Origin of the sequence: Bacillus sp. XF8, assembly GCF_017498755.1 — a bacterium.
In the GTDB taxonomy this organism is placed as follows: Bacteria; Bacillota; Bacilli; order Bacillales; family Bacillaceae_G; genus Bacillus_A; species Bacillus_A bingmayongensis.
This window is the reverse complement of sequence record NZ_JAGDQK010000012.1, coordinates 28,353-41,627: the sequence shown is the minus strand read 5'-3', so window position 1 is coordinate 41,627 and position 13,275 is coordinate 28,353. Positions and strand designations below refer to the sequence as shown.

Below are 13,275 nucleotides of genomic sequence, written 5' to 3'. Positions count from 1 at the left end.
CATCTAATCTATTAAAATTCATTTCCCAATATTGTTAATATACTATTTAATACTAATCTATCAGGTCTTACATATTCATGGTAATATCTATAGTTGTTAACCATCATTTGATATCTGAAGTTCTCATCATTTGATAAAGTATATATTTGATTTATACATTCATCTGGTGTTTTAAAAACAAGGTAATTTTGACCATCACGAAAATTACCTGGGACTTCATAATGCAATTCTTCTGTTACTATAGCCTTACTTGCTGCAACATACTCAGCAAATTTCCAACCAATAGATTCGTGTAATCCCATAGTTGCAATACAAATTGCAGATTTTTTTACTTTTTCGAGGTAATGATTCCGTTCAGTAGCTTTTCCATCTTCTATAACAATATCTGCATAATTTTTGCATGCAAATTGTGATGGTGCCACTCCCCCATAAAATTTATCTCCAAACTCTTTCCGGCAAAGTCTAATGCATTCTGCTCGAAAATCATTAATATATGCACGTTCTTCCTTTTTTTCTGAAGAAATTTGCCCTTCATAGTCTCCATTTACATCCCATAGCCTAGCCATAAAAAGAATGTTCGAATCTATTTCCCTGTGAGGTATATCTTCAAAGGAATTAATGTGATATAAATTATTGTAATATTGCGAGAATGGCATCTTACGTATTGTTTTCTTAATTTTCTCTCTTAATGGATCTTGAGGCATAGGAGAATGTGCAATATTCCCAGGTATTGTAACCATATAATTTAATCCAAGGGGATGCATTTTTTCCTTATACCTTAACTTTGAATTATAATGCTTACTAAAACTTCTCTTGAAATAAAAGTCGTATTTTTCCAATAAACTATTCATAAATTCAACATAATCCTGATTTTCCTTAAGCAAATTATCATAACCATCATTCACATCATATAACACTCGAATTTTCCCGTTAATTATAACTTCCATCATATTATACGGTAATCGATCTCGATGATTCTTACTCAGTTTCTCTACCCTCAAGTCTATTACTCCTTGTCGAGCGAGTAGAACGAAACCTGCAGTTATATGATAAAGATGCAGCGGAACTTCTCCTAGCCTAAGACAACATGAAACTCTTGACATCATTGTGCTCCTTTTTAATCCTTAAGACATTATTAAAAATATAGAAATTATTATCATGAATTAGAGCGCTTGAAGATAAAAGTTCTCAAGCCAAGTAGCCGATTCACTTATATCATATCCTTTTTGTTTGATATACCCTTCTACATCTTGCGTACGTTTATTGATATTCAATATGTTCTGAGCCCATATTTCCGGGGAGGTATTTATGCTCTCAAAATTCACTAAACCTGCCCCCATATCAACTTCTTTCGTTATCGCATCCGAAATTACACAAGATAATCCAGCACCTTGCGCTTCTATAAGGGTGACAGGTAATCCTTCATGAATGGATGGGAATGCAAATACATCAAAAGCTTGAAGTAAATGATTTATATCACTCCTTATGCCAAGAAATTTTACATGATCCCCTAAATTTAATTCTTCTACTTTCTGTTCAATATTTACACGTAGCGGGCCATCACCCACCAAAACAAGAACAGCATCTCGTCTAAGTTTAATTAACTGAGCAAACACTTCTATAAGGAATGCATGATTTTTTTGATGCGCAAACCTTCCGACATGCCCTACTACAAAATTATCAACTGTAAGATTTAGTTCCTCTCTTATCTGTTTTCTAATTTTTGGGGAGAATGAAAAGTTTTCAGGTTCAATTCCGTTCTTTAAAATTGTGACAGTATCTGTTTCACCTGCAAATAACCACTGAGATGCTGCATTCGAACATGCTAGCAGATGTGTCGCACTTGGCAATATATACTTCCCTGCATACCACTTATAAGCTCTTGCCGCAATACCACCTTCACTACTAGTGTTGTGACTATGCGCTATCCGAACTGGTATACCCACTTTCTTAGCTGAACGCAGCACAAATCCACTCATCTTATCCATGTGTGAGTGAACAATCTTATATTCTCGATGAGACGCAAAGAAAGTATCTAAAGACTTTATGTATTCTGTATGACCAACATCAGTAATATATGGAATTCTATGTACTGTCCCGCCTAATTCTAATATTTCTTTGTCGAAAACGCCTTCCTTACAAGTGAGAAAATCAAATTGTACTTTATTTCGATCTATATTCCGGTACAAGTTCATAATAAGGGTTTCCGCACCGCCGCGGTTCATATTGACTACAACATGTAAAATTCTTAATGGCCAACCCAATCTAACGCCTCCGTTCCATTCATAAACATGGTGTAAATATAACTCTTTTCTGCCAATACTTTATTGACAGCATAATTGTTTTTAATTATTTCACGTCCAGACTCTCCAAGCATCTTTTTTAAGCCACTGTTTCCGGCAAGATATTTTATTTTTTCTGCCATTGTCTGTATATCGTCACGACCTACCGTCCAGCCGTTTACACCATTTTGAATCAACTCTTTATGTCCCCTGTTCTCACTAGCTACAACGGGCAATCCGCAAGCCATCGCTTCCATAATATTAACTGGTAATCCCTCACGAAGACTCGATGCAACCGCAATGTCGCAAATGGGTAAAATCTTTGCGATATCATTCCGATAACCGAGAAAATCTACCATTTCAAATACACCCATTTGTTTCGCCAAATTTTTGCACTCATTTATCAAGGGACCATCCCCAGCCAATAGAAGCCTTGCATTAGGAACATGATCCTTTATTAAAGCTAATGAACGAATCAAAAGCTGCTGATTTTTATTTTTATTAAACTCAGCCGCATAAAACATCAAAAAATCGTCCGGCCTATACCCCATCTCGATCCTTAGACGATGCTTTTGAACTTCATCAATCGGTTTAAAATATTCTGTGTTTACTCCCACTCCATGAACTTGTTCAATTTTCGCTGCTTTGAAACGCCGATGAACAGCCAATTTATAATCCTCTTGATTAATTGTGATAAGGCAGTCTGTGTAATTCGCCAGCATTTTTTCAATTGGATAATATAACAGCCAATTTGCAAGCGGAGCCCCTTTACAAAAGTGAAATCCATGGGCAGTATATAAAACCTTTGTTCCATACTTTCTAGATTTTCTTGCTGCCAAGCGTGCAATGGCCCCTCCCATCGGTGTATGACAATGAATGATTTTATATTCATTTTTATCAATAATAGCTTTCAACTCTTTATAAGCCTTAATATTCTCAAGTTGCAAAGGCGATCTCTGAATAGAAATTTCATACTTCTTATCCACGTATGGAAGTTCCATGTTGCCAGCAGCAGCAACATGGACTTCCCAGCCTTGCTCTTTAAACCATTTCATATATGGCAAGTGAAATGCTTTAAAATGAAAGTCTACCGTTGCACAGAATAATACTTTATTTTTCACATCTATCACCCTACACTTGTTATAGTCTGTCTAACCGCCTGTGCATACTTTATTTTCTATTGTTTCGCATGGCAAAATATGTGTTTTAGCACACGTATACAAATCTATATTTACATTGTGCTTTGTGAAACGTTATGACTATTTGCCAATGCCAATACCTGTTCTCTTAATTCATCTTTCTCAAGATTAGCATAAGTTTGGATAACGGCTTCAATTTCACTTATACACAGATTCGATGTTTTACCTATATAAATTTTGGGATGAATTTGCTGCTCATGTATTTCTTCTTTTTTCAATAATTCTTCAAAAAGTTTCTCTCCAGGTCTTATCCCAGTGAACTTTATTTGTATGTCTTCCAGTGAATTTCCTGATAATGTGATTAAATTTTTTGCAAGGTCTACTATTTTTACAGGATCCCCCATATCTAAAACAAATATCTCTCCGCCTTCAGCCAATGCTCCAGCCTGTATTACAAGCTTGGACGCTTCTGGAATTGTCATAAAGTAACGGATCATATCTGGATCGGTAACCGTAACCGGACCACCTTGTTTAATTTGCTTTTTAAAGAGCGGTATAACACTGCCACGACTTCCTAATACATTACCAAATCGTACAGCTACAAATTTTGTGTTACTTGTTTTGTCCAAGTTTTGAATTACCATTTCAGCAAGCCTTTTCGTTGCTCCCATTACACTTGTCGGATTCACAGCTTTATCTGTAGAAATCATTACAAACGTTTCAACCCCATGCCAACTCGCTGCTTTTGCCACGTTTGTTGTTCCCATTAAATTATTTTTGATAGCTTCTTCAGGGTTACGTTCCATCAACGGCACATGCTTATGCGCAGCAGCATGATAAACAACTTGAGGCTGATATTGACCCATTACTGACATCATTTTCAAATCATCCTGTACATCAGCAATTTCTGTAGTAAAGACAATACCTGTATCTCGGTATAGCTCTTTCAACTCCATTTCAATGGAATAAATACTATTTTCACCATGACCTAATAAAATCAATTGTTTCGGGTTAAATTTTGCGATTTGACGACAAATTTCAGATCCAATTGAGCCGCCAGCGCCAGTTACCAAAATAACTTTATCAGTAATGAAGCCTGAAATACTTTCAATATCCAATTCAACCGGTTCGCGTCCTAATAAATCTTCTACCTGGACATCACGAAATTCATTCACTGAAACTTTCCCAGTCACTAAATCCTCTAACATCGGAAGAATTTGTGTCTTTGTTTTTGTCTTGGAACATTCTTGAAAAATCCTATTTAATACTTTCTTACTAAGTGAAGGAATTGCTATTATGATGCTGTCGATATTGAATTGCTGAACAGCAAACTCAATGCGGTCAGTTCCTCCAATTACCGGGATTCCAAGAATATCTAATCCTTGTTTCTTTATATTGTCATCAATAAATGCCACAGGCAGTAATTCTGTGTCATTACCATTCAAAAGTTGCCTTGCGACCATTGTACCCGCAGAACCTGCACCGATAATCAGCGTTCGTTTTTTGTCGTCCCCTTTTTTGATATAAGCATCTCTGAACATTCGCCATAGAAAACGTGATCCTCCAATCAGTAAAATATGGATCATCCACGTTACAACAAGGAGACGGAAGTAAATGTCGTGAACCAATATTTGTTGCACGACTGCTGTTGTAATAATAGAAAGTGTGATTGCTTTCAAAATAATTAGCAACTCTCCTATACTTGCATACTCCCATGCTTTTTTATAAAGCTTATAAATAAAGGAAAAAATATGATGGCTAAGCAGCAGGGTTATTGCACTCACTACGATGGGAAATGTTATGACATTGAAATCAGCACTTACTACGAAGCGACTAAAGAAAACTGTGGTTAATACGATTAAGGAATCTATTAAAATCAATAAGAATAATCTTTGACGATACGTCATAATAGGCCCCCTCTCTCTCAATTTTTTTATAGCAAAAATAAATACCATTAATTGTAATCTTACAATTAATGGATTTATAAATTACATATGTACAGCTGAATATATAAACAAGGAAAGCAATCAATACCCAACTCATGCAAAGTTCCTATCTACAAAATCCTTTAGAAAGACTTTCTAGACAAAAACTTCAAATAAATTTGGGCATTCAACCCTCCCTCACACCATACTCTTGACGACTAACGTCTAAGGTTTTTTAACCCACAGCATGACCGAGTGTCTCCATTGATAGCGGTAAGGAGGCATCACCGTACCCTATAATTTTTTTATAGGTGGTCTTTCATTATCTACCAAAAAATGTATGAAAAGCTTTTCAGATTTAAACAATAAATGGTATAATTTAACTCACAAACATTTGATGGATATCTTATTCTAATAAACCTCTCATATCTTTTTATTGAGAATAGCTCCCACAAGCTTTCCTTTTGCTAAATCTAATGCCTTATTTGCCTCAACTACTGCTTCACTAGCAGTTTGATGGCAACCTAACACCAACAATACCCCATCACACTGGCTAGCTAATATATTTGTATCTGCTACCTCCAGAAGAGGCGGAGAATCAAATAAAACAATGTCATATTGCTCTATCGCTTTGCTAATTAAAGTTTGCATAGATAGTAAGCTAAGCATCTTAGCTGGATTATTCACTTCAGAACCACTTGTCAATATATGCATATTTTTAACTTCTGTCTGAATTACCGCTTTTTCTAACGTTGTTTTTTCCTCTAGAACATTTGTTAATCCAGATTTATTTTCTACTCCAAAAATCGCATGTAGCTCTGGAGTTCGCAAATCCGCATCAACGACTAAGACTTTTTCATCTTGCTGAGCCATAGACACTGCCAAATTTGCCACAGTAGTAGTTTTTCCTTCCCCATACCCAGGGGAAGTAACAATTATAGTTCGTTTTTTATCAGTTTCAGATGTAAACTGAAGATTAGAACGAATCGTTCGATATTCTTCAGCAACCTTCGATTTTGGAGCTATATGAGCAATTAAGTGACTATTATCAAGTGGTCGTTTTTGTTTTTTATTATAAATCAACTGTTTTCCCCCCCACTGTTACATTTTCTCTCTTATTTTCTTTATCTACTATATTGTTTTTCTTCATTTGAGAAACACTTCCTAAAACGGGGACCTGTAATAGCTTTTCAATATTACGTTCCGATTTAACTGTTTCATCAAGGGAATCCAATATGAAGACCACTGCGATACTCAATATAAGCCCGACAACCAAGGCCATCTCTATCGTTTTTGCATGATTCAAGTTTACCGGTGCAGGATTCTCTTGTTTTTTTGCTTCTGTTAAGATTTGTACATTCGAAAAACCTAAGACAGTATTTACTTCTTCTTTATAGACTTTCGCTGTAGTATTAGCAATTTCGACTGCCCGAGCTGGATTAACATCCACAGCTGTAATAATGAAAACCTGTGACTCTTCCAACTTCTGAACACTTACTTGTCCGCTTAATGCGCCTGCTGATTTCGGTGCGTTTAATTCTTGAGCCACTTTCTCTAAAACAATTGGTTCTTTTATCATTACCTTAAGTGTGCCTACAGTATCAGCATTTGCTGGAATAAGAATTCTTGCGGAGGACGAATATAAAGGTGTTTTCATGAAAATGCTGTGTATACCACTAACAAATACAGCCAACATCGTGATCGCTACAATAATCCAAACTTTCCTTCTCAAAACGCTAAACACGCTTTTTAAATTTATTTCCTTTTCCATATTTCCCCTCCATTACTGTTTATTGAATTGGAAAAAAAGTAAATTACAGGTAAATTAAACAGTATAACCTAAGTTAAATCCGGTTATATCTACCATAATTTACTAAAAGATAAGCAAATTGAATTTTTTAAGTATATATTTTATTCTAAAAACATATGACTTGTTTTATTAATCATAATATGCTCATGTAATATTCATTTTAGTTCTTGATAATGAACCCGTCAATATAAATTTATACGTCAAACTCAATGCTCATCTTAGTATATTCAATTCAATTATTCTCATATAAATTCACACTTAAATTTATGAAATATTATTTCGATAATAGATAATATATAAATAAAACATTATATTATCTATTTTTTTCGATAAACAAAATAAACATAAATATACATGCACGTTTTTAGCTGTATGTACAGCAGTTGAACATATACGCCGTACTCGCAATAGTACACCTTACATAATTAAGATCCTATAATTCGCTCTGATTAAATTACTATTACAAAAAAGGCTAATTTAGAAAGATGTTTTGAATGATATGCAAATAATCCCCTATTCCTAATAGATGGAACTAGGGGATTATTTGCATATAGATCAAGAGTTAGTTATAAACTATTTCGCTTTCCACTAACTTTTTCATATAATCTAATAGCTCTTTCTTTAGCTCTTCATGTTGCAATGCCATTTCAACTGTTGTTTGAATAAATCCTAGTTTTTCTCCAACGTCGTAGCGTTTTCCTTCGAAGTCATAAGCAAACACGCGTTGAATCTCATTTAAACGTTGAATTGCATCTGTTAACTGAATTTCTCCGCCTGCTCCTGTTTGTTGATCTTCTAAGAACATAAAGATTTCTGGTGTTAGCACGTAACGCCCCATAATTGCTAAGTTAGATGGTGCTGTCCCTTTGGCAGGCTTTTCTACAAATTTACTCACTTGATAACTGCGATCCCTTTGTTCTAGCGGATCAATAATACCATAACGATGTGTTTCATTTTCTGGAACAGTTTGAACACCAATTACTGATGATTTTGTTACTTCATATTGATTCATCAATTGGCGTAAGCATGGCGTTTCAGCTTGAACAATATCGTCACCAAGTAACACTGCAAACGGCTCATTACCAATGAATTTACGTGCGCACCAAACAGCATGTCCTAGGCCTTTAGGCTCTTTTTGACGAATATAATGAATATTAATTCTGGAAGATTCTTGCACTTTTTCAAGGATTTCATGCTTCCCTTTTGCTAATAGGTTTTGTTCTAACTCAAAAGAATGATCGAAATGATCTTCAATTGCACGTTTTCCTTTTCCTGTTACGATAATAATATCTTCAATTCCGGACTCAATTGCCTCTTCCACAATATATTGAATTGTTGGTTTATCAACAATGGGTAACATTTCCTTCGGCATTGCCTTTGTTACTGGTAAGAATCGAGTTCCTAATCCTGCAGCTGGAATAATAGCTTTTCTTACTTTTTTCAATGAAAATCCTCCTAGTAATCTAAAACATATTTATATAAACCATAAAATTTAACCACTACAAAAAACATCAAATAATTGAATTACACTCGATGCGGAATAATTTATCCATATATATCCTGTTTTAATTTTATGATTTTTACCTATTCATATTTCACACATTATCATTCTATGAATACAGATATTACCAATACAGAACCAATGAAGTATTATATTGATACCTCTGATAATACCTTGCCATTCTTTTTTAACTTCTTTTGTACTTGCTCTTCTAAAATATTTTCCCACTTGTCACCAACGACATTAAAAGTGTATCTTTCAACATTCTCTTTAGCCTTGCGACCATACTCTTTTCTTAATTCTTCAGACTCCATTAAAGTCATTAATGAATTGGCAAGTTTATCAATATTTCCTTCTTCTACAAGCAATCCATCTTCTTTATTTTTAATTATTTCAACAGGACCTGTACAAGCAAAGCTTACACATGGAACTCCTACTGACATAGCTTCAATTATAACCATCCCAAAAGGTTCGTATCTAGAACTTAAAACATAAATTGATGAATTAAGCATTTCACCAATAATATCATTCGTTTTTGGCATTAAGAAAATATTATTATAGGCTTTATGATCAAAAATTTGTTGTCGAAGAAGTTGTTCATCTTCTCCCGAACCAAATATTTTCAGCTTCCAATCTGGATATTTCTCTATAACTTTAGCGAATGCAGGTACTAAAAGATCAAAACCTTTCTGAGGCACATACCTCCCCGCTGCAATCACTACTTTTTTATCCAATTCAGCTGTTTCCTCAGGAATTGCTGTAGCATTTTCTACTTTATATAGCTTTACTCCAGTTCCTTTTAAGAGCGATTGATAGTCGTTAATTTCCGAATCTGTTAGGCATGTTAAAGCATCTAATTTTCCATAATATTTTTCAATTTTATTTTGTAAACATTTTTCATGGCCACCAAAATACTTATGTTCCTGACCAACCTTAATTACATTATTACTTACAAACCTAGCTGCTAAGATATTAAATGATGGTATTGTTGTAATTAAGATACCTTCATTGATTTTTCTTAGTGCAGCAATAATTTTAAAGTCAACAAAAAGATTGAACATGTGATATAAATCTTCACTTTTATCTATGAAAAAACTAGGCATTTTCAATAAAATTTTCTTTATTACTTTCTGATAAAGAGGTGTGTTTCTTCCGAATAGTTTTCCTCTTCTAGCATCAAAAATAGGAGTAAGCTTTACTTTTTTATCAATATCAAACATCGGCTTTGCACTCGTTCTTCTAACACTAACAATCTCTACATCATAGTTTTGGGAGGCAAAATAGTTAGCAGTATTCACAACTGTCCTTACAGTTCCTCCCATTCCGTAAATATTATATACAAGGAAAGTAATTTTCACCCTTCTATACCTCACTATTTCTTTATTTTTCATTTGATATTTTTTTAATTTCCTTATAAATTCGTTCAAAGTTCTTTTCATCATGGTAAGCATAATATTTTTTAGATTTAATAAGATACTGAGATTTGTATTTAAAATTATTCTTAGCATATTCGCTAATGTATTTTATTACTTCCTCTTTTGTATATGCTATATCTCCAACTAAATCTTTATTTAAATCTATATAAGACCCTCTATGTTTCAAATAATCATTCACATCAAAATGATAAAAGATTGTTGGCTTTTTCAAGTAATTAAAATCAAAGACAACGCTTGAGTAATCCGTAATCATTAAAGAACTATTTTGAATCAGTTCTTTTACACTCTCTTCACCAAGTTTAACAAATTGTATTCTTTCATTTAAGTTTGTAAATTCATCCTTATATTTTTTTTGTATTTCAATATGCGGGAAGAACTTAAGTACTAAATTATTTTTTTCAAGCAAATCATGTAATCTTTTATCCTGCAATAATCCGTGATAGTATACAAAGAAATCTGATTTTAAAAATCCTTCTTTTGAGCCAATTATCCATTCTCTCCATGTAGGCATAAGTAGAATCTCTCTAGTCTTCTTATCCTTACTTTTATCCACCAGTGAATCAAACCTAGCTAAACCTGTAGTCATTATTTGCTTTTCTTTAAAATTCATTTCATTTATCAAAATGTTCTTTTCATGCGTAGAAGAAACGACAAACTTTTTAATCATTCCGTTATACGATTTTCTATTGAACTCTAACTTTTTCATTGCAATAATACCATGTTGTAAGTAAATAATTGGCTTTGTGTTACTACCCATTTTAGGATGAACAATATTTGGAATAACATCTCGAATTCCATGACTTACAATAAGATAATTACTTAAATGATATAAGCAAAGATGTTTAAAACTATCGTAGCGAATAACCTTAGATTTATATGGCTCTAAATTATCCATATTCTTATTCTCCGCTTTACTTACATAATAATAGTCTTCTGAAACATTCTTCTTAACACATGATTCAAAAAAGGCAAATCCGTTATCTTGCGCAACCTCTCCTAAGTTCTCACCAATAAGCCATACTGGTTTCTTCCTAAACTTGCTCCATATTTTAGCAATCCCTTTAGCCATTAAGAATCTTATTTTCTCCTTTTTCTTCTCATGAGCCTTTAAGTTTCGCGTTTCAAACAACATCGTCTTATTCTTTTTTTCAAAGAATATAGAAGCGTATAACTCACTTCCAACTTTTATTGCATTCGACTTAAAAGTAGAATTCTGGTTTATAATATTTATATCATTACACAATACCCTTGTTTTAACTTCGTTGTTATTACTCTTTGCAGCAAAATAAACATCCCATTTCCCTGCATCTTGAACTTCATTTGTTTGTATAAGTGATCTATCAATATCAAATTGATACTCATTCAACTTATTTAGCTTACCCTTTTGTATAAAAGTTTGGCCTGTGTTTCTTTCTCTACAAATTAGCCTTGTATCCTGAACTTCAAACTGCTCTTCAGTCATTGAACAAATAACAAGGTTAATATTGTTCTTTTTGAAATCCATTGCAATACAATATGCCTGTAAAGAATTTTGCACAGCTACCGATAATTCATTTTGATTTGTGTAATATGGCTGAATTTGCATCGGATACCCATTAATATTTTGGTTTAATGGCGGATAGATAATTGCCTTAGCTTTATTATCTATATCGTCTAAGTTAGAATTCAAACTAAATTCAATACTATGCCCATTACTCTCAATATGGATCATAAACTTTAAATTCAATTCACCATAACGCTCAATATCGAATGCATTCCAATTATATGAACTATTAAAATAATATCCCTCATCTCCTTTTACAAATTCGCTTATACATTTCATTTTCAAGTCGAGGGACTCTTCATACAGATACACGTTTTTTACAACATAATCAATATCTGGAATGTCTACAAAACCTTTTACTATCAAATTACTAGCCTCGTAATCAACACTGATTACATCACAATACACTCCTTCATCTCTAATCAATAGTGCTAGGTTATTATCTAAAGTCACATATGGTCGAATTCTCTTTACACCACTAGCTTGATTGTAAACTGTCTTAGGAATAATCACAAAATCCGATTTAGAACCTAAATTTAATTTGACTTTATCTCTGATCCCCTGTACTTCAAAGCTTACAAATACATCCCAAATCCCTTTTTCCCCAAAGGCAATCTCTTCTCCAAAATCAACAATTGATTCAAAATATTTGTCTGTTACAGAAATAGGATGAGATTGTTCTCTTTTGGTATCTCGGTGAATAAACAGCAACTGTGCTCTTTGATTTTCCGTATCTATGGAGCTTTGAAATTGAACTTCCCCTTCAATAATTAACTTATTTTGATCCAATTCTACATTATCAATTTGAGTAGAAACCATTGATTCTGTATTCTTTTTAATATTCATAACTACTTCATGTTTATTATTACAAGAAAACACATGATAGTATAATTGATCACAATTACTAAAATAACTGCCCACTACTTTATCTGCTTTTGTGTATTTAACCTTTATTGATATAGGCATATCATTAAAGGTTCCTGAACAAAACATTTCCCAATTGCCGTCATATAGTGGATTGTCTTTTAACTTTAATATTGCTTGATATTCATTTGTATGATTGTTCACTTTTAAACCAGTTAGTTTCCTAACTTCTTTTGTAAAGTTATTTTTTAAGAACAACTCTTTTAAGCATACTTCCTTACGTTTAAACTCTGGTGAAAAATCCCCTAGTATTAGGAGGTCTTTTTCTTTATTTTCACTAACTTCAGTTACAGAAACTATAATACTTACGGAATCTTTTCTACTAAACTCAACAACTTTTTCAATCGAGTCACTAGTATTCAATTGAAATACTGTTTGTTTTGAACATATATAGAATTCTTCCTTTACATTGTTATATATAGGAATATAAATTGCATCTTGATCTAATTGTAAACAAAGATTTAATTTTCCATAATTCATTATTTTTGATAGCTCAGAAATTGGTAACGTGTATACCATTCTATCTTCATGAAATTCTGCGCTAGATGATAATAATTGCTTTTTTAAACTTCCCTTTTGAATAAATAACCCCTTTATTCTCTTATAAACTTCTTCAATCTCTCCATCCGTTTTTACAGAAATATCCAACTCAACATTTCCATTTGGCACATTGTTTATTTCTTCTAGTAACAATTTGACTTTCAATTCTCTCTCA

The 13,275-nt window shown here is 33.2% G+C and carries 9 protein-coding genes; all 9 read right to left on the bottom strand.

All coding sequences use genetic code 11. The features are described 5' to 3' along the window. Window positions 1-11: 11 nt before the first annotated feature. Window positions 12-1,103, bottom strand: coding sequence for a glycosyltransferase family 1 protein (locus J4P91_RS08730; protein ID WP_207993647.1), 1,092 nt, complete (start codon window positions 1,101-1,103; stop codon window positions 12-14). A 60-nt stretch (window positions 1,104-1,163) separates the two neighbouring features. Further along, window positions 1,164-2,264 (bottom strand): glycosyltransferase family 1 protein, encoded by a 1,101-nt coding sequence (locus J4P91_RS08725; RefSeq protein ID WP_207993645.1) that lies wholly within the window; start codon window positions 2,262-2,264, stop codon window positions 1,164-1,166. Continuing rightward, window positions 2,249-3,403: a glycosyltransferase family 4 protein gene (locus tag J4P91_RS08720; RefSeq protein ID WP_207993644.1), complete on the bottom strand. Its 1,155-nt coding sequence runs from the start codon at window positions 3,401-3,403 to the stop codon at window positions 2,249-2,251. Before J4P91_RS08720 ends, J4P91_RS08725 begins: the two co-directional genes overlap by 16 nt. A 110-nt stretch (window positions 3,404-3,513) precedes the next feature. Beyond that, entirely contained in the window at window positions 3,514-5,328 is a 1,815-nt protein-coding gene (locus J4P91_RS08715; RefSeq protein WP_207993643.1) for a polysaccharide biosynthesis protein, read from the bottom strand. 441 nt (window positions 5,329-5,769) lie between these two features. Then, complete coding sequence (locus tag J4P91_RS08710; RefSeq protein ID WP_207993642.1) at window positions 5,770-6,429, bottom strand: CpsD/CapB family tyrosine-protein kinase; 660 nt, start codon at window positions 6,427-6,429, stop codon at window positions 5,770-5,772. Then, window positions 6,419-7,117 (bottom strand): YveK family protein, encoded by a 699-nt coding sequence (locus J4P91_RS08705; protein WP_207993641.1) that lies wholly within the window; start codon window positions 7,115-7,117, stop codon window positions 6,419-6,421. The genes J4P91_RS08710 and J4P91_RS08705 overlap by 11 nt, the downstream gene beginning before the upstream one ends. Before the next feature lie 601 nt (window positions 7,118-7,718). Continuing rightward, a complete protein-coding gene (galU, locus tag J4P91_RS08700; protein ID WP_207993640.1) occupies window positions 7,719-8,600 on the bottom strand; it encodes a UTP--glucose-1-phosphate uridylyltransferase GalU in 882 nt (293 codons plus the stop codon). A 206-nt stretch (window positions 8,601-8,806) separates the two neighbouring features. After that, window positions 8,807-10,015 carry a glycosyltransferase family 4 protein gene (locus tag J4P91_RS08695; protein WP_207993639.1) on the bottom strand — a complete coding sequence of 403 codons (1,209 nt, stop codon included), beginning with the start codon at window positions 10,013-10,015 and terminating at the stop codon, window positions 8,807-8,809. A gap of 22 nt (window positions 10,016-10,037) precedes the next feature. After that, complete coding sequence (locus J4P91_RS08690) at window positions 10,038-13,265, bottom strand: CDP-glycerol glycerophosphotransferase family protein (protein WP_207993637.1); 3,228 nt, start codon at window positions 13,263-13,265, stop codon at window positions 10,038-10,040. Window positions 13,266-13,275: the final 10 nt, after the last annotated feature.

Bases quoted from the DNA above. Each gene is read 5' to 3' on its own strand.
- J4P91_RS08730 (WP_207993647.1), bottom strand. From the start codon at position 1,103: ATGTCAAGAGTTTCATGTTGTCTTAGGCTAGGAGAAGTTCCGCTGCAT.
- J4P91_RS08715 (WP_207993643.1), bottom strand. From the start codon at position 5,328: ATGACGTATCGTCAAAGATTATTCTTATTGATTTTAATAGATTCCTTA.
- J4P91_RS08705 (WP_207993641.1), bottom strand. From the start codon at position 7,117: ATGGAAAAGGAAATAAATTTAAAAAGCGTGTTTAGCGTTTTGAGAAGG.